General features: G+C 76.4%; 22 protein-coding genes. 17 read left to right on the forward strand and 5 right to left on the reverse strand.

All coding sequences use genetic code 11. The features are described from left to right. The first annotated feature begins 60 nt into the window (after positions 1-60). Genes BLQ97_RS19595 through BLQ97_RS19620 form a run of 6 tightly spaced genes read left to right on the forward strand, consistent with a single transcriptional unit; the run spans position 61 to position 8,086 of the window. Complete coding sequence (locus BLQ97_RS19595) at positions 61-1,653, forward strand: FAD-dependent monooxygenase (RefSeq protein ID WP_091367844.1); 1,593 nt, start codon at positions 61-63, stop codon at positions 1,651-1,653. Then, positions 1,650-3,692, forward strand: a complete 2,043-nt coding sequence (locus BLQ97_RS19600; RefSeq protein WP_091367846.1) for an acetate--CoA ligase family protein — start codon at positions 1,650-1,652, stop codon at positions 3,690-3,692. Before BLQ97_RS19595 ends, BLQ97_RS19600 begins: the two co-directional genes overlap by 4 nt. Then, the gene (locus BLQ97_RS19605; RefSeq protein WP_091367848.1) at positions 3,689-5,404 is read left to right on the forward strand and encodes a (2,3-dihydroxybenzoyl)adenylate synthase; all 1,716 of its coding nucleotides are present in this window, start codon (positions 3,689-3,691) and stop codon (positions 5,402-5,404) included. The genes BLQ97_RS19600 and BLQ97_RS19605 overlap by 4 nt, the downstream gene beginning before the upstream one ends. Continuing rightward, positions 5,401-6,540 (forward strand): cupin domain-containing protein, encoded by a 1,140-nt coding sequence (locus BLQ97_RS19610; protein ID WP_091367850.1) that lies wholly within the window; start codon positions 5,401-5,403, stop codon positions 6,538-6,540. Before BLQ97_RS19605 ends, BLQ97_RS19610 begins: the two co-directional genes overlap by 4 nt. Continuing rightward, entirely contained in the window at positions 6,537-7,376 is an 840-nt protein-coding gene (locus BLQ97_RS19615; RefSeq protein ID WP_091367852.1) for a fumarylacetoacetate hydrolase family protein, read from the forward strand. Before BLQ97_RS19610 ends, BLQ97_RS19615 begins: the two co-directional genes overlap by 4 nt. Further along, a complete protein-coding gene (locus BLQ97_RS19620; RefSeq protein ID WP_091367853.1) occupies positions 7,373-8,086 on the forward strand; it encodes a maleylpyruvate isomerase family mycothiol-dependent enzyme in 714 nt (237 codons plus the stop codon). Before BLQ97_RS19615 ends, BLQ97_RS19620 begins: the two co-directional genes overlap by 4 nt. A gap of 13 nt (positions 8,087-8,099) precedes the next feature. On the opposite strand, the gene BLQ97_RS19625 is transcribed toward BLQ97_RS19620, so the two are convergent. Both BLQ97_RS19625 and BLQ97_RS19630 read right to left on the reverse strand, forming a co-directional pair. Next, entirely contained in the window at positions 8,100-8,960 is an 861-nt protein-coding gene (locus BLQ97_RS19625) for an amidohydrolase family protein (protein ID WP_091367855.1), read from the reverse strand. A 51-nt stretch (positions 8,961-9,011) separates the two neighbouring features. Further along, on the reverse strand, positions 9,012-9,809 hold the full coding sequence (locus BLQ97_RS19630; protein ID WP_091367857.1) for an enoyl-CoA hydratase-related protein: 798 nt from the start codon (positions 9,807-9,809) through the stop codon (positions 9,012-9,014). An 83-nt stretch (positions 9,810-9,892) separates the two neighbouring features. Between BLQ97_RS19630 and BLQ97_RS19635 the strand changes: the two genes are divergently transcribed. Together BLQ97_RS19635 and BLQ97_RS19640 are read left to right on the forward strand one after the other, a co-directional pair. After that, complete coding sequence (locus tag BLQ97_RS19635) at positions 9,893-10,651, forward strand: SDR family NAD(P)-dependent oxidoreductase (protein WP_091367859.1); 759 nt, start codon at positions 9,893-9,895, stop codon at positions 10,649-10,651. Positions 10,652-10,703: 52 nt separating this feature from the next. After that, a complete protein-coding gene (locus BLQ97_RS19640; RefSeq protein WP_245692485.1) occupies positions 10,704-11,108 on the forward strand; it encodes a RidA family protein in 405 nt (134 codons plus the stop codon). 6 nt (positions 11,109-11,114) lie between these two features. Here BLQ97_RS19640 and BLQ97_RS19645 read toward each other — a convergent pair whose 3' ends face one another. After that, positions 11,115-11,948 carry a PaaX family transcriptional regulator gene (locus BLQ97_RS19645; protein ID WP_091367863.1) on the reverse strand — a complete coding sequence of 278 codons (834 nt, stop codon included), beginning with the start codon at positions 11,946-11,948 and terminating at the stop codon, positions 11,115-11,117. Positions 11,949-12,070: 122 nt separating this feature from the next. On the opposite strand from BLQ97_RS19645, the gene BLQ97_RS19650 reads away from it, so the two are divergent. From BLQ97_RS19650 to BLQ97_RS23485, 3 genes are read left to right on the forward strand one after another with little or no spacing between them, the layout of a single operon-like run. Next, positions 12,071-13,681, forward strand: a complete 1,611-nt coding sequence (locus BLQ97_RS19650; protein WP_091367865.1) for an AMP-binding protein — start codon at positions 12,071-12,073, stop codon at positions 13,679-13,681. 5 nt (positions 13,682-13,686) lie between these two features. Then, the gene (locus BLQ97_RS19655; protein WP_091367867.1) at positions 13,687-16,113 is read left to right on the forward strand and encodes a bifunctional salicylyl-CoA 5-hydroxylase/oxidoreductase; all 2,427 of its coding nucleotides are present in this window, start codon (positions 13,687-13,689) and stop codon (positions 16,111-16,113) included. After that, positions 16,110-16,673, forward strand: a complete 564-nt coding sequence (locus BLQ97_RS23485) for a DUF6158 family protein (protein ID WP_175471828.1) — start codon at positions 16,110-16,112, stop codon at positions 16,671-16,673. The genes BLQ97_RS19655 and BLQ97_RS23485 overlap by 4 nt, the downstream gene beginning before the upstream one ends. Here the strand turns inward: BLQ97_RS23485 and BLQ97_RS19665 are convergent. Beyond that, complete coding sequence (locus BLQ97_RS19665) at positions 16,657-17,502, reverse strand: PaaX family transcriptional regulator (RefSeq protein ID WP_091368013.1); 846 nt, start codon at positions 17,500-17,502, stop codon at positions 16,657-16,659. The genes BLQ97_RS23485 and BLQ97_RS19665 overlap by 17 nt on opposite strands. A 177-nt stretch (positions 17,503-17,679) precedes the next feature. Between BLQ97_RS19665 and BLQ97_RS19670 the strand changes: the two genes are divergently transcribed. The 6 genes from BLQ97_RS19670 to BLQ97_RS19695 are packed head-to-tail and all read left to right on the forward strand — an operon-like array spanning position 17,680 to position 23,287. Continuing rightward, on the forward strand, positions 17,680-18,915 hold the full coding sequence (locus BLQ97_RS19670) for an ABC transporter substrate-binding protein (RefSeq protein ID WP_091367869.1): 1,236 nt from the start codon (positions 17,680-17,682) through the stop codon (positions 18,913-18,915). A gap of 40 nt (positions 18,916-18,955) precedes the next feature. Further along, positions 18,956-19,846, forward strand: a complete 891-nt coding sequence (locus BLQ97_RS19675; RefSeq protein ID WP_091367871.1) for a branched-chain amino acid ABC transporter permease — start codon at positions 18,956-18,958, stop codon at positions 19,844-19,846. Continuing rightward, positions 19,843-20,874, forward strand: a complete 1,032-nt coding sequence (locus tag BLQ97_RS19680; protein WP_091367873.1) for a branched-chain amino acid ABC transporter permease — start codon at positions 19,843-19,845, stop codon at positions 20,872-20,874. The genes BLQ97_RS19675 and BLQ97_RS19680 overlap by 4 nt, the downstream gene beginning before the upstream one ends. After that, entirely contained in the window at positions 20,871-21,662 is a 792-nt protein-coding gene (locus tag BLQ97_RS19685; RefSeq protein WP_091367875.1) for an ABC transporter ATP-binding protein, read from the forward strand. The genes BLQ97_RS19680 and BLQ97_RS19685 overlap by 4 nt, the downstream gene beginning before the upstream one ends. Position 21,663: 1 nt before the next feature. Beyond that, complete coding sequence (locus tag BLQ97_RS19690) at positions 21,664-22,365, forward strand: ABC transporter ATP-binding protein (RefSeq protein ID WP_091367877.1); 702 nt, start codon at positions 21,664-21,666, stop codon at positions 22,363-22,365. Positions 22,366-22,372: 7 nt separating this feature from the next. After that, the gene (locus tag BLQ97_RS19695) at positions 22,373-23,287 is read left to right on the forward strand and encodes a DMT family transporter (protein WP_091367879.1); all 915 of its coding nucleotides are present in this window, start codon (positions 22,373-22,375) and stop codon (positions 23,285-23,287) included. A 241-nt stretch (positions 23,288-23,528) separates the two neighbouring features. Here the strand turns inward: BLQ97_RS19695 and BLQ97_RS19700 are convergent. Then, a partial coding sequence (locus BLQ97_RS19700) for an HNH endonuclease signature motif containing protein (protein ID WP_139173762.1) occupies positions 23,529-23,862 on the reverse strand: 334 nt, incomplete at its 5' end.

Genomic DNA, 23,862 nt, shown 5'->3' on the forward strand with positions numbered 1-23,862 from the left:
TGTGTCATCCTCGGCGGCGTCCGACGCCGGGGTGACACACCAGAGCACCGGGGAGCCCGCATGCGCATCGCGGTCCTGGGCGGCGGTCCCGGCGGGCTGTTCGCCGCCACCCTGGCGCGGGCCGGCGACCCCGCACGCGAGGTGACCGTCTTCGAGCGCAACCGCGCCGAGGACACCTTCGGCTTCGGCGTCGTCTTCTCCGACGCCACCCTCGAGCAGATCCACGCCGCCGACCCGGTGCTGCGCACGGCGCTCACCGAGCACGGCGTGCACTGGGACACCATCGAGGTGCGGCTGCACGGCGAGCGGTTCCGCTGCGGCGGCAACGGGATGGCCGCCGTCGAGCGCCGGACGCTGCTGCGGCTGGTGCAGGAGCACGCCGCCGAGGCCGGGGTCGACGTCCGCTTCGCCACCGAGGTCGACCCCGGGGCGCTGCTGTCGGCCGGCTACGACCTCGTCGTCGCCGCCGACGGCGCCCACTCCCGGGTGCGCGGGCTGTTCCCCGACGTCTTCGGGCCCGCCGAGGAGACGGCGACGGCGAAGTTCGTCTGGCTGGGCACCACGTACCCGTTCGAGGGGCTCACCTTCGTCCACGAGCGCGGCGAGCACGGGGTCTTCGCCGTGCACGGCTACCCCATCGGCTCCGGCGTCTCCACCTTCATCGTCGAGACCGACGAGGCGTCCTGGCGGGCGGCCGGGCTCGACGAGTTCGACGTCACCCGGCCGCCGGGCCCGAGCGACGAGAAGACCAGGGAGTACCTGCAGCGGCTGTTCGCCGAGCAGATCGACGGGCACCCGCTGCTGGTCAACAACTCGCGGTGGGGCAACTTCCGCACCCGCCGCGCGCGGCGCTGGCACCACCGGGTCGGCGGCACGGCGGTCGCGCTGCTCGGCGACGCGGCGCACACCGCCCACTTCTCCGTCGGGTCCGGCACCAAGATGGCCATGGAGGACGCCGTCGCCCTCGTGGCGGCGCTCGACGAGCACGGCGACGACGTCGACGCGGCGCTGGCGGCCTACCAGGCGGTCCGGCAGCCGCAGGTCGCGCGGATCCAGGGGTCGGCCCGGCCGAGCCTGTCGTGGTGGGAGACCTTCGGCCGCTCGCACGACACGCTGCCGCCCTGGCAGTTCGCCTACCACTTCCTCACCCGCAGCCTGACCGACGCCCGGCTGCGCCGCCGCGACGAGGCGTTCGTGGCCTCCGTCCACCGGCGCTGGCGGGAGGCCCACGGCGCCGCGCCGCTCGACAGCGCGCTCGAGGTGGCCGGCCGGCGGCTGGCCGGGCGGCGGGTGGCGCTCGGCGAGGGCGTGGTGCACCTGCCCGGCGGCGACCTGCCGCTGCGCGCCGGCCCGCCCGCCGACGGCGGACCGTGGGGCCTGGCGGTGACCGCGCCCGACACCGAGGCCGGGCTCCCGCCGGTGCTCGGCGCGCTCGCCCGGGCCGCCGCGGACGGGACCGCGCTGGTCGCCGTCTCCGGCGGCACCGCGCTGACCCGCCGCCTGGTGTGCGAGGCGGCCCGCCTCGAGCACGGCACGCCCGCCCTGCTGGTCGAGGACGCCGACCCGGACGCCGCCGCCGACGTCGCGGTCACCGCGGTGCTCTCCGGCCGCGCCGACCTGGTGGCCGCCCCGGCCGGGGAGGCGACCGCGTGAGCGACCTCCGGCCGCTGTTCGCGCCCCGCGGGATCGCCGTCGTCGGCGCCTCCCGCGACCCGGCCAAGCTGGGCGCGGTCATGGCCCGGTCGCTGGCCCGATTCCCCGGCACGGTGGTCGGCGTCAACGCCCGCGACGCCGACCCCGCGGCCGGGCGGTTCGCCACCGTCGCCGCGGCCGCCGCGGCCTCGCCCGACCCGGTCGACCTCGCCGTGCTGTGCGTGCCCGCGGCGGCGTCGGCCCGCGCGCTGGCCGACGCGGCCGCGGCCGGCGTGCGGGCGGCCCTGGTGTGCTCCGGCGGCTACGCCGAGGCCGGTGTCGCGGGCGCCGCGCAGCAGGCCGCGCTGGTGTCCGCCGCCCGCGACGCCGGTGTGGCGCTGCTCGGGCCCAACACCTCGGGCTTCCTCGTCCCCGCCCGGGGGCTGACCGCGTCCTTCGTCCCCGGGGTGGCCACCGTGCCGGCCGGCCCGGTGGCGGTGGTGGCCGCCAGCGGCGGGGTCAACCACGCGCTGGCCTTCCTGCTGGCCTCCGCCGGGGTCGGGATCTCCCTCGCCGTGGGCCTCGGCAACGCCGCCGGCGTCACCGCCGCCGACGTGCTGGCCCACCTGGCCGCCGACGACGGCACCCGCGCGGTGGCGCTGCACGTGGAGTCGGTGCCCGACGGCCCGGCCCTGGTGGCCGCCGTGCGCGCCGCGACCGCGCGCGTGCCCGTGGTCGCCTGGGTCGTCGGCCGCTCCGACGTCGCGGAGTTCGCCCGCTCGCACACCGGCGCGCTGGCCACCTCCTGGCGCACCACCCGCGCCGCGCTGCGGGCCGCCGGTGCCGTCCTGGTCGACGACGAGCGGCAGCTCGTCGACGCGGTCACCGCCCTGTCGGCGCTGCGGCTGCCGGCGTCGGCGGACCCGGGCGTCGGCGTGGTCACCGCCCAGGCCGGGCCCGGGCTCGTCCACGTCGACGGGCTGCGCGGCGCAGGGGTGGCGGTCCCCCCGCTGGGCGGCGGGACGCGGGACGCGCTGTCGGGCCTGCTGCCGCCGCTGACCTTCCAGGCCAACCCCGTGGACACCGGCCGGCCCGACCCCGCCTTCGGCCGGGTGCTGGCCACCGTCGCGGCGGACCCCGCGGTCGACCTGCTCAGCGTCTACGCGCTCACCGAGCCCGACGTGCTCGACCTGCCGGCGGCCGTCGCGCAGCTCGCGGGGACGCCGGCCGTGGTGGGCCTGGGCGGCCCGGCCGGGCAGGTCGGCCCGCAGCGGCAGGCGCTGCGCGCGCTGGGGGTGCCCGCCCTCGACGGACCCACCGCGCTCACCGCCGCCGTCACCGCGCTGGTCGACGACGCCCGGGCCCGGGCATCCCGCCGCGACCCGTCCCCGCGCCGCCCGGTGCCGGTCGCCGCCCCGCAGCGCGACCTCGACGAGGACGAGGCCAAGACCCTGCTCGGGCGGCTGGGGATCGCCACCCCGCCCCGCCGGGCCTGCGCCGGCCGGGCCGAGGCGCACCGGGCGCTGGCCGAGCTGCCCGGGCCGCTGGCGGTGAAGCTGCTCGACGCCGCCGTGACCCACAAGTCCGACGTCGGCGGGGTGCACCTCGGCGTCCGGGACGCCGCCGGCCTCGACGCCGCGCTCGACGCGCTGACCGCGGCCGGCGCGACCCGCTTCCTCGTCGAGTCGATGGCGCCGCCCGGCGTCGACCTGGTCGTGGGCGCCTCCCGCGACCCGGTGTTCGGGCCGGTCGTGCTGGTCGGCCTCGGCGGCGTCGTGGCCGAGGCGCTGGCCGACGTCGCCGTCCGCACGGCCCCGGTGGACGCCGGGGAGGCCGGGGCGCTGGCCGACGAGCTGGCCGGCCGCGCCCTGCTCGACGGCGCCCGCGGCGGGCCGGTCGCCGACCGCGCCGCCCTCGGCGCGGTGCTGGCCGCCCTCGGCGACCTGCTCCTCGCCCACCCCGCGATCGCGGAGGTCGAGGTCAACCCGCTGCGCGTCACCGCCGGCGGCCTGCTGGCGCTCGACGCCGTCCTCACGCTCGGGAAGGAGCCCTCCCCGTGACCCGCGCCGCCTCCCCCGTCGCCGGGGGCACCGTCCCCTGGCCCGACGACCTCGCCCGTGCCTGGACCGAGCGGGGCTGGTGGCGGGGGACCGCGCTCGGCGCGGAGCTGCTCGCCGCCGCCGACGCCGCACCCGACGCCGCCGCCCTGGTCGACGGCGACGTCCGGCTGACCCACCGCTCGCTGGCGGCGCGGGCCGACGCGCTGGCCGGCCGGCTCGTCGACGACCTGGGCCTGGCCCGCGGGGACCGGGTCGTCGTCCAGCTGCCCAACTGCTGGGAGTTCGTCGTCCTCACCGTGGCGTGCCTGCGGGCCGGGGTCGTGCCGGTGATGGCGCTGCCCGGGCACCGGCAGCACGAGCTCTCCCACCTGGTCGGGCACAGCGAGGCCGCGGCCATCGCCGTGCCGGCCACCCTGCGCGGGTTCGACCACGCCGCGCTGGCCGACGAGCTGCGCGCGGGGTCGGACACGCTGCGGCACGTGCTGGTCGCCGGCGGCCCGGTGCGCGAGGGCCACACCGACCTGACCGCCCTGTGCGCCGAGCCCGGGGACCCGGCCGCGGTCCGCGCGCGGTGGGACGCCGACCAGCCGGCCAGCCGGTCGGTGGCGGTCTTCCTGCTCTCCGGCGGGACCACCGGCCTGCCCAAGCTGATCGCCCGGACCCACGACGACTACGCCTACAACGCCCGCGCCAGCGCGGAGCTCTGCGGCCTGGGGCCGGACACCGTCTACCTGGTGAGCCTGCCCGCGTCGCACAACTTCCCGCTGGCCTGCCCGGGGATCCTCGGCACCCTGCTCGCCGGCGGGCGGGTGGTCCTGCTCCGCTCGCCGGAGCCCGAGCGGGCCTTCGCCACGGTCGCCGCCGAGGGCGTCACCGTCACCGCGGTGGTGCCGGCGGTGGCGCAGCGCTGGCTGGCGCACGCGGCCGGGCACGGCGCCGGGCAGCTCTCCTCCCTGCGGCTGCTGCAGGTGGGCGGCGCCCGGCTGGCCGACGAGGTGGCCCGCACCGTGCGCCCGGTGCTCGGCTGCACCCTGCAGCAGGTGTTCGGGATGGCCGAGGGGCTGCTCAACTACACCCGCCCCGACGACCCCGACGACGTCGTCTGCACCACCCAGGGCCGGCCGCTGAGCCCGGGCGACGAGGTGCGCGTCGTCGACGAGCTCGACCGCGACGTCCCCGACGGCACGCCGGGCGCCCTGCTGACCCGGGGCCCCTACACGCCGCGCGGCTACTACCGGGCGGCCGAGCAGAACGCCCGCGCGTTCACCGCCGACGGCTGGTACCGCAGCGGCGACGTCGTCCGCCGGCGTCCCGACGGCAACCTGGTCGTCGAGGGACGCGACAAGGACATGATCAACCGCGGCGGGGAGAAGATCAGCGCCGAGGAGGTCGAGAACCTCGCCTACCGGCTGCTGCCGCAGGTGGCCGCCGTCGCCGCCGTCGCCATGCCCGACCCGGTGCTCGGCGAGCGGGTCTGCCTCTACGCGGTGCTGCGGCCGGGCACCACCCTGGTCCTCGACGACGTCCGGTCGGCCCTGGCCGCCGCCGGGGTGGCGACGTACACCTGGCCCGAGCGCCTCGAGGTCGTCGAGGAGCTGCGCACCACCACGGTCGGGAAGATCGACAAGAAGGCGCTCCGGGACGACGTCGCCCGGCGCCTCGCCGCAGGACCCGCCGCACGACCTGCCGCACGAGAGGACGCCCCGTCATGACCCAGCAGCTGAGCTCCCCGGTCTCGCTGACCGCCGTCGACGCACCCGGCCAGCCCACGCCGACGCCCGAGCTCGAGCAGCTCTACCGCGGGTTCGAGCGCGAGCTGCTGGTCCCGCTGTGGACCGAGATCGGCGACCTCATGCCGGTGCACCCGCGCTCGCGGGCGGTGCCGCACGTGTGGCGCTGGCAGCACCTGCTCGAGCTCGCCGACCGGGCCGGCCACCTCGTCCCCGTCGGCCGGGGCGGGGAGCGGCGCGCCATCGCGCTGGCCAACCCGGCGCTGGGCGGCAAGCCGTACGCCACCCCGACGCTGTGGGCGGCGATCCAGTACCTGATGCCCGGCGAGGACGCCCCGGAGCACCGGCACACCCAGCACGCGTTCCGGTTCGTCGTCGAGGGCTCCGGCGTGTGGACCGTCGTCGGCCGCGACCCGGTGCCGATGGAGCGCGGCGACTTCCTCCCGCAGGCGGGCTGGAACTGGCACGCCCACCACAACGCCGCCGACCGCCCGATGGCCTGGATCGACGGCCTGGACATCCCGTTCCAGTACACCGCCGAGTCGCAGTTCTTCGAGTTCGGCCGGGAGACGATCAGCGACGCGGAGCGGACGACGCCGCAGCGCTCGCGCTCGCAGCGGCTGTGGGGCCACCCGGGACTGCGCCCGGTGTCCGCGCCCGGCGCCACCCCGGGGACCCCGCTGCTCAACTACCGCTGGGCCGACACCGACGCGGCGCTGGGCGACCAGCTCGAGCTGGAGTCGGAGGGGCACCCCGGCGTGCTGGAACCCGGCCACGCCGCCGTCCGCTACACCAACCCCACCACCGGCGGCGACGTGCTGCCCACCATCCGGGCCGAGGTGCACCGCGTCCGCCCGGGCACGCAGACCGCGCCGCGCCGCGAGGCCGGCTCCTCGGTGTACCAGGTGTTCGACGGCACCGGCACGGTCACCGTGGGCGAGGCATCCTGGCGGGTCGGCCGCGGCGACCTGTTCGTCGTCCCCTCCTGGCAGCCGCTGTCGGTGCGCTCGGAGGCCGGCCCGTCGGACTCCGACTCGGGCGCGCTCGACCTCTTCCGGTTCAGCGACACCCCCGTCCTGGAGGCCCTGCACCTGGACCGGGCCGAGGTGTCCGGGTGAGGCTGGCGACCGTGCGCACGCTCGACGGCGCGACCCGCGCCGTGCGGGTGGAGGACGACCGGCTCGTCGACGTCGGCGCCGCCGACCTCGGCGCGCTCCTCGCCGACCCCGGCTGGGCGGAGCGCGCCGCGGCGGCGAGCGAGTCCGCGTCCCACCTCCGGGGCGCGGCGTACGCGCCGGTCGTCCCCCGCCCCGGGAAGGTCGTCTGCGTCGGGCTCAACTACCGCACCCACATCCGGGAGATGGGCCGCGACCTGCCCGGGCACCCCACCCTGTTCGCCAAGTACGCCGACGCGCTCGTCGGCGCCACCGACGACGTCGTGCGGCCGCCGGAGACCGACGCCCTCGACTGGGAGGGCGAGCTCGCCGTCGTCGGCGCCCCGGTCCGCCGCGCCCGCGGCGCCGACGCCGAGCGGGCGATCGCCGGGTTCTGCGTGCTCAACGACGTCACCTGCCGCGACTGGCAGTTCCGCACCGGCGAGTGGCTGCAGGGCAAGACCTGGGAGGCCACCACCCCGCTGGGCCCCTACCTGGTCACCCCCGACGAGCTGCCCGGCGGCGTGCGGCCGGTGCTGCCGGTCAGCACGCGGGTCGACGGCGAGACGGTGCAGGAGGACAGCACCGGCGACCTGCTGTTCGACCCGGTGGCGCTCGTCGAGTACGTCTCCACCGTGGTGACGCTGCGCCCGGGCGACGTGATCAGCACCGGCACGCCCGGCGGCGTCGGGCACGGCCGCACCCCCGCGCGCTACCTGGAGGTGGGGCAGACCCTGACCACCGAGATCGGCGGCCTGGGGCGCTGCGAGAACCGCGTCGTCGCCGACCCGGGCGCATGACGGCCGGCCGCGACCCCGCCGGCGCGCGCCGCTGGGTGGCCGGGGGCACCGACCACCTCCTCGGCGTCCTCGACCGCACCGGGGACGACGACCTCGCCGGGCCCACCGCGCTGCCCGGCTGGACCGGCCGGCACCTGGTGGCCCACGTGGCCGCCAACGCCGAGGCGCTGCTCAACCTGGCGCGCTGGGCGGCCACCGGCGAGGAGACGCCGATGTACGCCTCGCCGGAGCAGCGCGACCGGGACATCCGGGAGGGCGCGCGGCGGCCGCCGGAGGAGCTGCGCCGGTGGGTGCGCGACTCCGCCGCCGGGCTCGCCGCGGCGCTGGACGCGCTGACCGCCGAGCAGTGGGCGCGGCCGGTGCGCACCGCCCAGGGCCGGACCGTCCCGGCGACGGAGATCCCGTGGCTGCGCGCCCGGGAGGTCTGGGTGCACGCGGCCGACCTCGACCCGGCGACCGGCTTCGCCGCCCTGCCGCCCGACCTCCTCCGCGCGCTGGTCGCCGACGCCGTCGCCCGGCGCTCCGGCGGCGACCAGCCCGCCCTGCACCTCACCACCGACGACGGGGACACCTGGGCGGTGTCCGGGCGGGGCGCCCCCGCCGAGGTGCGCGGGTCGCTCGCCGCCGTCGCGGCGTACCTGACCGGCCGCCCCGGCGCCGCCGTGCGCTCGCCGTCCGGCGCCGTCCCGGAGCTGCCGCCCTGGCTGTGACCCGGCGCGCGGGTCAGGCCGGGTCGAGCCCGCGGTACACCCGCAGGGCGTTGCCGCCGAGCACGAGCGGGACGACGTCGTCGGGCAGGCCGAGCGAGGCGACGGCGCGGGCGTTGGCCGCCTGCCCCGGCACCCCGGGCCAGTCGGTGCCGTAGATCCACTTGCGGGCCAGCCGGCCGAGGTCGAAGCGGGCGTAGTACTCCGGCAGCCGCTTGGGCGGCAGCCCGGACAGCTCGATCCACACGGTCGGCCGCGACACCGCGAGGAACGCCGCCGCGTCGTACCACCAGCCGCGGCCGCCGTGGGCGAGCACCACGTGCAGGTCGGGGAAGTCGCGCAGCACGGCGTCGAGCAGCTGCGGGTCGGCGTAGGCGTTGGTCGAGCCGGGGAAGCTGCTCGTGCCGCAGTGCACGACCAGCGGGACACCGCGCTCCACGAGCACCGCGTACGCCGGGTACATCGCCGCGTCGTCGGCGCGGAAGCCGCCGTGCACCGGGTGGATCTTCAGCGCCGCCGCGCCCAGGTCGAGCTGGCGCTCCAGCTCCCGCGCGATCGGGAAGTGCAGGTGCGGGTTGACGTTGGCCACCGGCCGGAACCGCCGCGGGTTGGCCTCGACCAGCGGCAGCAGGTCGTCGAAGAGCTGGTAGCCGGTCGCCTTGGGGCTGTACTCGCAGAACAGCAGCGCGACGTCGACGCCCTCCTCGGCGAACAGCCGGTCGAGCGCCTCCGGGTCCGGCGTCCCGTCGGGGCGCCAGACCTCCTCGAGGACGCCGGGCCGGCCGAACTGCCGCGCCCAGTCGACCCAGGCCGGCGCCAGCGAGGTCAGCGTGGGCACGTGCACGTGCGCGTCCACCAGGACGTGTCCGTCGAGCACGCTCCGATGTTCTACAGCGGTGCGCCGGAGGTCAAGCAGCGGTGTAGTCCGTCAGCGGAACCGGCGGAAGTCCGGCGGCCGCTTCTCGGCGAAAGCCCGGGCGCCCTCCATGCCCTCCTCGCTGACCGCGAACTGGGTCAGCCCGTCGAAGGCCAGGTGCGAGATGCCCGAGAGGTGGTCGGAGTCGGCGTTGAACGAGTGCTTGAGGAAGCGCAGCGCCGTCGGCGAGTAGGTGCCGATCTTGCGCGCCCACTCGCGGGCGGTGTCGAGCAGCTGCTCCCGCGGGACCACCGCGTTGACCAGCCCCCAGCGCTCGGCGGTCGCGGCGTCGTAGCGGTCGAGCAGGAACCAGATCTGGCGGGCCCGCTTCTCCCCCACCACCCGGGCCAGGTAGGCCGAGCCGAAGCCCGCGTCGAAGGAGCCGACCCGCGGGCCGGCCTGGGCGAAGGTGGCCTCCTCGCAGGCGACGGTGAGGTCGCAGAGCACGTGCAGGACGTGCCCGCCGCCGATCGCGATGCCGTTGACCGCGGCGATGACCGGCTTGGGGATGTCGCGGATGATCCGGTGCAGCCGCTCGATCTCGAACGTGCCCCACTCCGTCTCGCCGTAGCCGCCGGTCTCCGCGCGCTCCTTGACGTCGCCGCCGGTGCAGAAGGCGCGCTCACCGGCCGCGGTCAGGATCACCGCGCCCACCCGGTGGTCGGCCCACGCGTGCTTGAACGCCGAGATCAGCTCGTCCACCGTGCGCCCGCGGAAGCTGTTCATCCGCTCCTGCCGGTCGATCGTGATGACGGCGTGGTCGTCTTCCTCCACCTCGTAGCGGATGTCGGTGAACTCCTCGGGCTTCATCTGCTCGGGTCCTCCGTCGCGGCCGGTCGGGTGGGTATGTCGTCATGTTGACGGTCGTCACGCGGCGGTGGCAAGCTCCGGCCGTGCCCGCCCGCCGCTGCCTGGTCACCGGCGCGGGGCGCGGGATCGGCGCCGCCGTCGCCCGCCGGCTCTCGGCCGACGGGCACGCCGTGGCGCTCACCGCGCGCAGCGGCGCCGAGCTCGAGGCGGTCGCCGCCGCGCTGCCCGGCCCCTCGCTCGTCGTCCCGGCCGACCTCACCGCACCGGGCGCCGCCGACGACGTCGCCGGCCGGGTGGAGCGGGAGTGGGGCGGCCCGGTGGAGGTGCTGGTGCTCAACGCCGGCGCCGGGGTGTCCGCGCCGCTGGCCCGCACCACCGACGAGGACTGGGCCCGGATGCTGGAGCTCAACCTGACCGCCCCCTTCCGGCTGCTGCGCCGGGCGGTGCCCGGCATGGTCGCCGCCGGGTGGGGCCGGGTGGTGGCCGTGGCGTCCGTGGCCGCCAAGCGCGGCGACCCCTACGTCGCGGCCTACACCGCGAGCAAGCACGGCCTGCTCGGCCTGGTCCGGTCCGCGGCCGCCGAGCTGGCCGGCAGCGGGGTCACGGTCAACGCGGTGTGCCCGGGCTACGTCGACACCCCGATGACCGACCGCACGGTCGCGGCGATCAGCGCGACCACCGGGCGCACCGCGGAGCAGGCGCGGGAGGCGCTGGCCCGGCGCCAGCCGATCGGCCGGCTGGTCGACCCGGAGGAGGTCGCCGACGCGGTGCTGCTCTGCGTGGCCAGCGCCGCGGTGACCGGGCAGGGGATCAACGTGGACGGGGGGTCGGTGCAGTCGTGAGCGGCTCCGTCGTCGTGCCGGCTCCGCCGGGCGGTAGCGAACCGGAGGCATCGTGAGCGAGTTCCGCAGGGTGGACCCGCCGGAGCTGGCGCGGCCGTCGGGCTTCGCGCACGCCGTGGTGGCCGGCCCGGGCCGGGTGGTGTTCCTCGCCGGGCAGACCGCGATGGACGCCGCGGGCCGGATCGTCGGCGAGGGCGTCGTGGCCCAGTTCGAGCAGGCCCTGGGCAACCTGCTGACGGCGCTCCGGGCGGCCGGCGGGCAGCCGGGCGACCTCGCCTCGCTCACCGTCTACGCCGTCGACCTGGCCGACTACCGGGCGCACGCCCGCGAGATCGGCGGCGTCTGGCGCCGGCTGGTGGGTGCGGACTACCCGGCGATGGCCGGCATCGGCGTGGCCCGGCTGTGGGACGACGAGGCGCTCGTCGAGGTGCAGGGCACCGCCGTCCTCCCCGGCTGAGCGGGCTCAGCCGGCGACGAGGCGGGCCGCCTGCTCGGCGGCGGGCCCGGCCAGCCGCTCGCGCAGCCGGGCGAAGAGGTCCGCGGCGCGCACCCCGTTCCAGTCGGCGGGCAGCAGGTCCAGCGGCAGCCCCGGGTCGGCGTAGGGCAGCGCCCGCCAGTCGGTGAGCAGCCGCACGTAGTCGGCGAACGCGCGGGCCGGGTCCGGGCGGCCACGGCCGGCCGCGACACCGGCGTGCCGGTCGAGGAAGACGGCGTAGCGCTCGTGCAGCGCGTCGAGGTCCCACCAGCGGGCCACCGACCCGCGGGCGGCGCCCCCGGGCACCCGCGCCCGGGTGAACAGCTCCACGTAGCCGTCGAGGTCGCGGCGGCGCAGCACGTCGGCGGCCTCCTCGGCCAGGTGTGCCGGGGCGATCCACACGCCCGGGGCCACCGTGCCGAAGCCCAGCCGGGTCAGCTCCGAGCGCAGCCGGTGCCGCCGCTCGCGCTCGGACTCCGGCACGGAGAACACGACCAGCAGCCAGCCGTCGTCGGCCCCGGCCCGCCGTCGGCCGAAGATCCGGGCGTCGCCCTCGGCCAGCACCTCGCGGGCGGCGTCGGTGAGGGCGTACCCGGCGACGTCCCCCTCGCGGCGGGCCTCGAGCCACCCGCGGCGCTTGAGCCGGGACACCGTCGAGCGGACGGCGGGCTCGTCGACGCCGAGGGCCGCCATCAGCCGCACCAGCGCCGCCACCGACAGCCAGCCGCCGCGCTCCCGGGCGTAGAGGCCGTAGAGCGTCACCACCAGCTGCCGCGGCTGCGGGGCGGCCCCGGCCGGCGGGTCGGCGGGGGCGGCGGTCACGCCGCCACGATACGGACCCGGCTGTCGGTATGCCGCGGTGTTGACTACCGTCAGGGCAACGCCATACTGAGGCGCAGGGTGCGGCCCCGCCGGACCCGGCGACCCCCGGGAGGCAGATCCCCATGACGCTGAGCGCGCCGTCGCTGACCCCCTCCGCCCACGTGGACACCTTCTGCCGGGACAACCTGCCCCGGCCCGACACCTGGCCGGTGCTCGACCTCGGCGACCTCGCCTACCCCGACCGGCTCAACTGCGCGACCGAGCTGCTCGACGCCACCATCGACCGGCACGGCGCCGACCGGCCGTGCCTGCGGACGCCGGACGGCGCGGTGTGGAGCTACGGCGAGCTGCGCGCGCGGGCCAACCGGGTCGCCGGGGTGCTGACCGGCGAGCTCGGCCTGGTCCCGGGCAACCGCGTGCTGCTGCGCGGGTACAACTCGCCGTGGCTGGTCGCCTGCTGGCTCGCCGTCCTCAAGGCCGGCGGGGTGGCCGTGACCACCATGCCGGTGCTGCGCGCCGGCGAGCTGGCCACCATGGGCGAGATGTGCCGGCCGGTGCTGGCCCTGTGCGACGCCCGGCTGACCGCGGACCTCGAGCGGGCCGCCGTCCCCGGGCTCACCGTCGTCCCGTTCGGCGGGGACGGGCCCGGCGACCTCACCGCCCGGGCCGCCGCCCAGCCGGACACCTTCGCCGACGTGCCCACCGCCGCCGACGACACCGCGCTGCTGGCCTTCACCTCCGGCACCACCGGCCGGCCCAAGGCCACCATGCACTTCCACCGCGACGTGCTGGCCATCGCCGACACCTTCTCGGCGCACCTGCTGCGGCCCGAGCCCGGCGACGTGTTCTGCGGGTCGCCGCCGATCGCCTTCACCTACGGCCTCGGCGCCCTGGTCGTCTTCCCGCTGCGGGCCGGCGCCAGCGTGCTGCTGCTCGAGCGGGCCGGCCCCGAGCAGCTCGCCGACGCGGTGGCCGAGCACGGGGTGACCGTGCTGTCGACCGCGCCCACGGCCTACAAGGCGATCGTCGCGGCCGGCCGCGCACCGGCGCTGGCGGGGCTGCGGCGCGCCGTGTCGGCCGGTGAGACGCTGCCCGCCGCCGTCTGGCACGCGGTGCACGACGCGACCGGGGTGCGGGTGATCGACGGCATCGGCGCCACCGAGATGCTGCACGTGTTCATCTCCGCCGCCGACGACGACATCCGCCCCGGCACCACCGGCCGCGCCGTCCCCGGCTACACCGCCGCGGTCCTCGACGACGACGGGACCGAGCTGCCCGACGGGACGGAGGGCTCCCTCGCCGTCCGCGGGCCCACCGGCTGCCGCTACCTCGGCGGGGACCGCCAGGAGGTGTACGTGCGGCACGGCTGGAACTACACCGGCGACACCTACGTCCGCGACGCCGACGGCTACTTCACCTACCGCGCCCGCACCGACGACATGATCGTCTCGGCCGGGTACAACATCGCCGGGCCGGAGGTCGAGCAGGCGCTGCTGGGCCACCCCGACGTGGTCGAGTGCGCGGTGGTCGGTGCGCCCGACCCCGACCGCGGCACGATCGTCAAGGCGTTCGTCGTGCTCGGCCCCGACCGCACCCGCGAGGTGCAGGCCGAGGAGCTGCAGGCGTGGTGCAAGCAGGTGATCGCGCCCTACAAGTGCCCGCGCGCCGTCGAGTTCCGCACCGAGCTGCCGCGCACCAGCACCGGCAAGCTCCAGCGGTACCGGCTGCGGTGAGCGGCGTGCGGACCGCGGTGGTCGGCGGCGGCCCGGGCGGGCTGTACTTCGCCGCCCTCGCCAGGCAGCTCGACCCGACCCACGAGATCACCGTCTGGGAGCGCAACGCCCCCGACGACACCTTCGGCTTCGGCGTGGTCTTCTCCGACGAGACCCTGGGCGGCATCGAGCACGCCGACCCGGCGGTCTACCGGGAGATGGAGCGGCACTTCGCCCGCTGGGACGACATCGACGTCCACCACCGCGGCCGGGTGACCACCTCCGGCGGGCACGGCTTCGCCGCGATGAGCCGCAAGGAGCTCCTGCGGATCCTGCAGCGCCGCTGCGCCGACCTCGGCGTGACGGTGCACTTCCGCACCGAGGCCCCCGACGTCGAGCAGTTGCGCGCCGGGTACGACCTGGTCCTGGCCGGGGACGGCGCGAACTCCGCGGTGCGCACCCGCCACGCCGACGTCTTCCGGCCCACCGTGGAGACCCGCCGCTGCAAGTACATGTGGCTGGGCACCGACCTGGTGTTCGAGGCGTTCAAGTTCTACGTCGAGGAGACGCCGCACGGCGTCGTGCAGATCCACGGCTACCCCTACGACCGCACCGGCAGCACCTTCATCGTCGAGATGCACGAGGACGTCTGGCAGCGCGCCTTCGCCGACGTCGCCGCGCTGGACCTCCCGCCCGGGGAGAGCGACACCAAGTCGATCGAGCTGGTCGAGCAGCTGTTCGCCGGCGTCCTCGGCGGGCACCGCGTGGTCGCGAACAACTCCCGGTGGCTGAACTTCCGGTCGCTGTCCAACGAGACCTGGCGGCACGGCAACCTGGTGCTCATCGGCGACGCCGCGCACACCGCGCACTTCTCCATCGGCTCGGGCACCAAGCTCGCGATGGAGGACGCCCTGGCCCTGGCGGCCTGCCTGCACGAGCAGCCCGACCTCGACGCCGCGCTGACCGCCTACGAGGAGGAGCGCCGGCCGGTGGTGCTGTCCACCCAGCGCGCGGCCAGGGCCAGCCTGGAGTGGTTCGAGGACATCGCGCACTACGTCGACCAGCCGCCGGAGCAGTTCGCGTTCAACATCGTCACCCGCAGCCGCCGGGTCACCCACGACAACCTGCGGCTGCGCGACCCGGAGTTCGTCGCCGGGGTCGACGCGTGGTTCGCCCGCAGTCAGCCGGAGCCGGCCGAGCCGCGGCCGCCGATGTTCCACTCCTTCCGCCTCGGCGGGCTGGAGCTGCGCAACCGCGTCGTGGTCTCGGCGATGGACGTGTACTCCGCCGTCGACGGGCTGCCCACCGACTTCCACCTGGTGCACCTGGGCAGCAAGGCCCTGGGCGGGGCCGGGCTGGTGATGACCGAGATGGTCTGCGTGTCCCCCGAGGGCCGGATCACGCCGGGCTGCTCCGGGCTCTACACGCCCGAGCAGGAGGCCGCCTGGGCCCGCGTCGTCGACTTCGTGCACGGCAGCAGCGATGCGCGCATCGGCGTCCAGCTCGGCCACTCCGGCCGCAAGGGCTCCACCCGGCTGATGTGGGAGGGCATCGACGAGCCGCTGCCGGAGGGCGGCTGGGAGGTCGTCGGCCCCTCGCCGGTGCCCTACTCCCCCGCCAACGCCGTCCCCCGCGAGCTCACCGAGGCCGACCTCGCGCAGATCCGGGAGCAGTTCGTCGCCAGCACCCGGTCGGCCGCCCGCGCCGGGTTCGACCTGCTCGAGCTGCACTGCGCGCACGGCTACCTGCTGTCGTCGTTCATCTCGCCGCTGTCCAACCACCGCACCGACCGCTACGGGGGCACGCTGGAGGACCGGCTGCGCTACCCGCTGGAGGTCTTCGACGCCGTCCGCGCCGCGTGGCCCGCCGAGCGGCCGCTGACGGTGCGCATCTCGGCGACCGACTGGTACGAGGGCGGCACCGACGTCGACGACGCCGTCCGCGTGGCCCGGGCCTTCGCCGAGCACGGCGCCGACGGCATCGACGTCTCCACCGGGCAGGTGGTCAAGGACGAGCGGCCGGCGTTCGGCCGCAGCTACCAGACCCCGTACGCCGACCGGATCCGCAACGAGGTGGGCCGCGAGCTCGGCGTCGCGGTCATCGCCGTCGGCGCCCTGTCGAGCTGGGACGACGTCAACTCCGTCCTGCTGGCCGGCCGCGCCGACCTGTGCGCGCTGGGCCGTCCGCACCTCTACGACCCGCAGTGGACGCTGCACGCGGCCGCCGAGCAGGGCTACAGCGGCCCCGGCGCGGAGTGGCCGGCCCCCTTCCGGGCGGGCAGCCGCCGGCCGCAGACCGGGCGGACCGACGGCCCGCGGCCCCGGCTGGAGCTGGTCCGCAGCGGGCGGACCGGCACGCGGCACGCCCGCTGGCGCCCGGCGCCGGACCTTGACGCCCGCGAGGAGGGCCACCGAGATCGAGCCTGCCCGACCGACCGAGGGAGCACACCATGACCGAGCGACCGGGCGTCCCGGCCCGCGACCTGTCCGACGAGGACCTCGAGCGGCAGGGCGTGCACGCGCACGCCATGCGGCACTGGGTGTTCCTGCACGGCACCGCCGAGCAGTTCCGCACCCACACCGAGCGGATGCTCGAGCTCGAGCAGGAGTACCTGCGCCGGCACCCGCAGCGCACCTGGCAGGGCTCGGGCGGCGGCGCAGCCACCCCGTCCCGCGACGACCGGATCCGCGACCTGGTGCAGACCTTCTCGCGCGCGGTCACCGCGCTGCTCGACGAGGAGCCGGCGCCCGCCCCGGCGGCCGGCGCGCACCGGGACCCCGAGGAGGCGCAGGTCGCGCTGCTGCAGCGCTTCGCCGAGGCGCCCGGGGGGCGGCTGCACAAGCTCGAGGCGCACCAGATCGCCCGCCAGCTCGCCCCCGACAACCACCTGGTGGCCCGGCTCTACCGACAGGACCCGCCGCTGCTGCAGGCCGAGAAGGACAGCCGGGTGCTCACCGACGCCGGGCGGGCCTGGCTGGCCGAGCACGCCGGTGCCCTCAGCGGTCGCGGCTGAGCTCCGCCCACGCCGCCTGGGCCCGCGGCGCCCAGGCGGCGTGCCGCTCGCGGAACGCCTCGGCCGCCCGGTTGCCGCTCCACCGCGGCGGCAGCAGCTCGCGCGGCAGGCCGGGGTCGAGCAGCGGGAAGCGGCGCCACTCCTGCACGAGGCGGACCTGCGCGACGAGGGCCTGCCGGTCGGTGCGCGGCCGGCGCCGCCGCACGAGGTCGAGGAAGTCCTCGTAGCGGGCCTCGATCGCGTCGAGGTCCCAGGCGCTGCGGGTCAGCGACCGCTCGTCGCCGATCACCCCCGCTCCGGCGAGGAACGACCAGCTGCCGGCCAGCAGGCCGAGGTCCTCCAGGACGCGCCGGGCCTCCTCCTCGCGGTCGATGCGCGGGGTCACCCAGGTGGTGCCGTTGACCGAGCCGAGTCCGGCCCAGCCCAGCCGGGTGCGCAGCTGCTGGCGCAGCGAGCGGGCGTTCTCCGGGATGCCCACGGTGAGCACCAGCCACCGGCCGTCCCAGGTGCGCCCCTCCGCGGCGAAGCCGTAGATGCGGTCGGTGCCCTCCCGCAGCAGCCGGGTGCCGGCCTCGGTGAGCGTCCAGCAGGTCTCCCGGCCCACCCGGCTGCCGGCGATCCACCCGCTGTCGGCGGTCCGCATGATCGCCTGGCGAGCGGCCTTCTCGGCGACGTCGAGGTCGGCCAGCAGGTCGATGAGGGTCGCCGTCCACACCGGGCGGGCGCCGGGCAGCACGAACTCCCCGAGGACGGTGAGCAGCAGGCTGCGGGCACTCGCCGCGCCGAGCTCCTGGCGCCGCGTGACGAACGGCCCCTCGACGACCTCCACACCGACCATGGTGACACCGCCCGGGTCCGGATCCCCGCCGGCCACCCGGCCGGGTCACGACTGGGCCACGAGCTGCCCGGCCTGGAGAGTGAGGCTTGACACACTCTGCCGTGCTACTACAGCATCGTGCGCTGACCGACGTGCAGTGTAGCACGTCCTGACTCTCCGGAGACCTCCATGGCGGTGCACGGATCCTCCCGCGGTCGACTGCTCGGACCGCTCGGCGCGGTGGCACTGCTGTCGCTGACCACCGCCTGCGGTGGCGGCAGCCTGGGCGGGGACTCCGGCGGCGGGGACTCCGGCGGCGGCGGTGGTGAGGGCGGCGGCACCATCCGCGTCGGCCTGGTGATCCCGCAGGCCGGCGTCTACACCCCACTCGGCGAGGACATGCAGCAGGGCTGGGACCTGTGGCTGGAGCAGAACGACGGCCGGATGGGCGACTACCAGGTCGAGACCGTCGTCGCCGACGAGGGCGAGGGCCCCGACACCGGCGTCCCGGCCATCCAGCGGCTGCTGCAGGAGGAGCAGGTCGACGTCGTCGTCGGCATCGTCAACTCCGCGACCGCCCTGGGCGCGGCCGAGCAGTTCACCGAGGCGCAGAAGCTGCTGATCGTGGCCAACGCCGGCGCGGGCGCGATCACCGGTGACGCGGCCTCCCCCTACGTGTGGCGGACGTCGTTCACCAACGCCCAGGTGGCCTCGGCCATGGGGCAGCACCTGGCCGAGGAGGGCGTCGGGCCGGTCTACGTGATGGCGCCGGACTACGCCGCCGGCCAGGAGGTGGTGGCCGGGTTCACCGAGGCGTTCGAGGCCGGCGGCGGCACGGTCGCCGGGCAGGCGCTGACCCCCTTCGGCACCACGCAGGACTACCAGCCGTTCCTCTCCGGGATCCGCGACTCCGGCGCCGCCGCGACCTTCGTCTTCTACTCCGGCGCCGAGGCGGTCAGCTTCGTGCAGCAGTACGACGCGTTCGGCCTCAAGGACGCCGTCCCGCTGTACGGCTCGGGCTTCCTCACCGAGGGCAGCGTCCTCGAGGCGCAGGGCCAGTCGGCGGTGGGCGTGCAGACGACGCTGCACTACTCCACCGAGATCGACAACGAGGCCAACACCGAGTTCGTCGAGGCGTACGAGGCGGCCTACGACGAGCCGCCGACGGTGTTCGGCATGACCACCTACGACACCGCCAACGTGCTCGCCGACGCCCTCGCCGAGGCCGAGGGGCTCACCGGCGACCAGCTGTCGGAGGCGCTCGACGGCCTCGGTGAGATCGAGGACAGCCCGCGCGGCCCGTGGAGCTTCAACGGCCAGACCCCCGAGCAGAGCATCTACCTGCGCGAGGTGACCGACGAGGGCGGGACGCTGGTCAACAGCGTCGTCACCGACCTCGGCCGGTTCGCCCAGCCGGGCAGCTGACCGGCGTGCCCGCCCGCGGCGCGGGAGGAGGCGGCCAGCGGTGATCGAGTGGTTCGACAGCAACCTCGTCAGCATCCTCAACGGCTTCGCCGTGGGGTCGCTGCTGTTCATCCTCGCCGTGGGCCTGTCCATCGTCTTCGGGATGATGGACGTGCTGAACCTGGCGCACGGCGCGCTGTTCCTGGTCGGCGCGTACCTGGCCTGGAGCCTGCTGTCCGGCGGCGCGACGTGGGGCGGGTTCCTCGCCGCCCTCGGCATCGCCGCGCTGGTCGGGCTGCTCGCCGGCGGGGTGCTGTCGGTGATGACCGAGCCGCTGGCGCGGCGGCCGATCCTCGACCAGGCGCTGCTCACCCTCGGGGTGTCGCTGGTGGTGGCCGAGGTGCTCTCGATCGTCTACGGCAACGACGCGCTGTCGGTGGGCGCGCCGCCCGGGCTGGCCGAGAGCGTGTCGTTCCTGGGCCGGTCCTACCCCGCCTACCGGCTGGCGCTGATCGGCGTCGGGCTGGTGCTGGCCGTCGTCGTCTACGTCGTGGTGGAGCGGACGTCGGTCGGCGCGCTGGTGCGGGCCAGCGTCGCCGACCGGGAGATGGTCTCGGCCATGGGCATCGACAACCGCAAGGTCAAGGTGGCCGTCCTCGGCATCGGGTCGATGCTGGCGACCGTGGCCGGGGTGCTCGGCGCCCCGGTGTACGGCGCCCGCCCGGGTCTGGACGACACCATCCTCATCCTCGCCCTGGTCGTCGTCGTGATCGGCGGCCTGGGCTCGGTCAAGGGGGCGTTCATCGGCGCGCTGGTCATCGGGCAGGTCGAGTCGCTGGGCCGGGCGCTGCTGCCCGACCTGGCCTCGTTCATCCTCTTCGGCACCCTGGCGCTGGTCCTGGTGCTGCGGCCGCGCGGGCTGTTCGGCCCGCGGAAGCTGGCCGGGACGTGAGCGCCGCCGTGGAGTCGATCGTCGCCGACAGCCCCGCGAGCGCCGGCCGGCCCGGCGGGGGGCGGCGGCCGTCGGCGCTCCTGCGGGCGGTCCCCGCCGTCGTCGTCCTGGTGCTGCTGGCCGCGGCGCCGTTCGTGCTCGCGCCGTTCGCGACGACGGTGCTCGGCCGGATCCTGGTGTTCGCGCTGTTCGCCGTCAGCCTCGACCTGCTGGTCGGGGTGACCGGGCTGCCCTCGCTGGGGCACGCCGCCTACTTCGGCGTCGGCGCCTACACCGCCGGGATCGTGGCGATCAACGTGACCAGCGAGGGCGTCGTGCTGGTGCTGGTCGCCGCGCTGGCCGGGGCCGTCGCGGCCGCGGCCACCGGGTGGCTGGCGGTGCGCAGCAGCGGGGTCTTCTTCCTCATGCTGACGCTCGCCGTCGGCGAGATCGTCTACCAGCTGTCCACCACCCTGGACTCGGTGACCGGCGGGTCCAACGGCCTCTACGGCATCCCGGCGGTGCGGGTCGGCGGCACCGCGCTCACCCTCGCCGGCTACGTGTACTGGTTCGTGCTGGCGGTGTTCGTCCTCGGGTTCGCGGCGGTGTGGCTGGTGTCGCGCTCGCCCGTCGGGGGCGCGCTGCGCGGGATCCGGGACAACGAGCCGCGGATGCGCTCGCTCGGGTACTCGCCGTTCCGCTACAAGTACGCGGCCTTCGTCATCGCCGGCGCCGTCGCCGGGGTGGCCGGCGGGCTGTTCGCCGTGCAGGTCCGGCTGGTGACGCCGAGCGAGGCGGGCTTCACCACCGGGGCGCTGGCGCTGCTGGCGGTGATCCTCGGCGGGGCCGGGTCGCTGTGGGGGCCGGTGCTCGGCGCGGCCGTCGTCGTGCTGGTGCGCGACGCGCTGGGCCCGACGCTGGAGGGCCACGGCCCGCTGGTGCTGGGCATCGTCTTCGTGCTCGCCGTCTACCTGCTGCCGCGCGGCTTCGCCGGCCTGGCCGGCGTCTCGGCCGCGGTGCGACGCCGCCGTTCCCGGAGGACACCGTGACCGCACCCCTGCTGTCCCTGTCGGGAGTCAGCCGGCACTTCGGCGCGCTCAAGGCGGTCGACGACGTCACCCTCGACGTGCCCACCGGCGCCCGGCACGCGCTGATCGGGCCCAACGGCGCCGGCAAGAGCACGCTGTTCAAGCTGGTCACCGGCAGCATGCCGGTGTCGGCCGGCACGGTGCGCCTCGGTGGCACCGACGTCACCGGCCTGCCCGAGCACCGCAGGGCGCGGCTGGGGATCAGCCAGACGCTGCAGCACTCGAGCCTGTTCACCACGCAGACGGTGGAGCAGAACGTGCTGCTGGCCGCGCAGCGGCGGCACGGCTCGCGCGCGTCGCTGCTGCCGCGGCGGCAGACCGCCGCCCGGGAGCGGGTCGACGGCCTGCTGGCCGACGTCGGCCTCGAGCACCGGCGGGGCAGCCCGGTCGCCGACCTGTCCCACGGCGAGCGGCGGCAGCTGGAGGTGGCCGTGGCGCTGGCCTGCGAGCCGCGGCTGCTGCTGCTCGACGAGCCGGCGGCGGGCATGTCGCCGGCGGAGAGCGCGCGACTGGTGGAGCTGGTCCGGGCGCTGCCGGAGTCGGTGACCGTGGTCATCGTCGAGCACGACCTGGACGTCGTCTTCGCGCTGGCGCGGTCGGTGACCGTGCTGCACCTGGGGCGGGTGCTGCTGACCGGCACGCCCGAGGAGGTGCGGGCGAGCGACGCCGTGCAGGAGGCCTACCTCGGCACCGGCCGGGAGTCGCTGTTCACCGACACGGCCGGTCCGGCCGCCCTGGGGGTGGGCTGAGGTGCTCGAGGTCCGCGGGCTGCAGTCGGGGTACCGGCACAGCACGGTGCTGCAGGGGGTCGACCTCGACCTCGCCGACGGGCGGGTGCTGGGCCTGCTCGGCCGCAACGGGGTGGGCAAGACGACGCTGGTCAACACGCTCATGGGGCTGGTGCGGGCCTCGGCCGGCACCGTCCGCGTCGACGGCCGCGACCTGGCCGGCCGGCGGCCCGACGTCGTCGCCCGCGCCGGGGTCGCCGTCGTCCCGCAGGGGCGCCGGGTGTGGGCGCCGCTGACCGTGACCGAGCACCTGGACCTCGCCTCCCGGCGCGGCCGCGGGCGCGGCCCCTGGGACACCGGGCGGGTGCTTGAGCTGCTGCCGCGGCTGGGCGAGCGGCTCCGGCACGGGGCGGGGCAGCTCTCCGGCGGGGAGCAGCAGATGCTGGCGATCGCGCGGGCGCTGCTGACCAACCCGCGGCTGGTGCTGATGGACGAGCCGTCCGACGGGCTGGCCCCCGCGGTGGTCGACGCGATCGGGCGGGTGGTGGTGGGCATGAAGGCCGAGGGGGTCACCCTGCTGGTGGTCGAGCAGGACCTGCACCTGGCCTTCGCGGTGGCCGACGAGATCGCCGTCATGCAGAAGGGGCGGATCGTGCACCGCTGCCCGACCGCGGAGTTCCGCAGCGACAGCACGGTGGCGCACCGGCTGCTCGGCGTGGCCTGACGTCCCGGTGACCGCGCCCGCCCGGTCGCGGCTGCAGCGGCTGGGTGCCCCGGCGCTGTTCGTGCTGCTGTGGAGCACCGGCTTCGTGGGCGCGCAGTACGGGCTGCCCTACGCCGAGCCGCTGACCTTCCTGGGGCTGCGGATGGTGATCGCCGCGGCGCTGCTGGCGCTCATCGCGGTGGCCGCGCGGGCCGCCGTCCCGTCGCGGCCGGCGCAGTACGGGCACGCGGCGGTGGTCGGGCTGCTGCTGCACGCCGGTTACCTCGGCGGGGTGTTCGTCGCGATCTCGCTGGGGGTGCCCTCGCCCGTCTCGGCGGTCGTGGTGAGCCTGCAGCCGGTGCTGACCGTGGTGCTGGCCGGGCCGGTGCTCGGCGAGCGGGCCTCGGCGCGGCAGTGGCTCGGGCTGGCGCTGGGGGTGGCCGGCGTCGCCGTCGTCGTCTGGCCGGGGCTGGCCGCGGCGGCCGGCGCCACGTCGCTGTCGGTGCCGGGGGTGCTCGCCTGCCTGGTGGCGCTGGCGGCGGGGACGGCGGGCACCGTGCACCAGAAGCGGTTCGGCGGCGGCATCCCGCTGCTGTGGGGAACGGCGGTGCAGTACGCCGCAGCGGCGGTGGTGCTGCTGGCCGGGGCCCTGGCGACCGAGCGGATGGTGATCCGCTGGACCGGCGACTTCGTGCTGGCGATGGTGTGGCTGGTGCTCGCGCTGTCGCTGGGCGCGGTGCTGCTGCTGCTCGTGCTGCTGCGGCGCGGGACGGCCGCGGAGGTGTCGAGCCTGCTGTACCTGGTGCCGCCGGCGGTGGCGCTGGAGGCGTGGCTGCTGTTCGGCACGGTCCCGCCGGCGGTGTCGGTCGCCGGCATCGCGCTGACCGCCCTGGGCGTCGCACTGGTGGTCGTGCCGCGGCGCCGCCCGGTCGCGGTCGAGTAGCGCGGCCGCTCCCCCGCGGGTCAGTCGGTCCACCCCCCCACGGGCCGGAGGCCGGACCCGGTCCTCAGGAAGACGCGGTAGCGGGGAAGCTCCGACTGCAGGTGCCGGGCCAGCCGCAGGGTCGAGGGACTGCCGGGCCGGAGGTCCTCCCGAGGCGAGCTCGTGGGCCCGGTCGTCGCCGGTGGGCGCGCCGTCCTCGAGCCACCTCCACCTCGCCTGGATCGTGAGGGGAGCTCGGGGCTCAGTAGGGCGGGGGTTCGGTGACCGCGGTCAGCCCGGTGGGGGTGGTGACGGTCAGCGTGCCGTCGGGAGCGAGGTCGTGGTGCCAGCCGGGTGCCTGGTGCTTGCCGCGGTGGTGGGTGGCGCAGAAGCCGGCCAGGTTGGCCGCCGAGGTCTCCCCGTCGGGCCAGGCGCGCACGTGGTCCAGTTCCCCGGCTCGGGGGATGCGGCGGCGGCAGCCGGGGAAGCGGCAGCGCCGGTCGCGGGCGCGCACGTGCCGGTCCAGCGCCGCGCTGGGCCGGTAGCCGGGCGTGGGGCCGGGTGGGGTGAGGCCGGGGCGGCCGGTGAGGTCGTGG

It is taken from the genome of Geodermatophilus telluris (assembly GCF_900102745.1).
Lineage (GTDB): Bacteria > Actinomycetota > Actinomycetes > Mycobacteriales > Geodermatophilaceae > Geodermatophilus > Geodermatophilus telluris.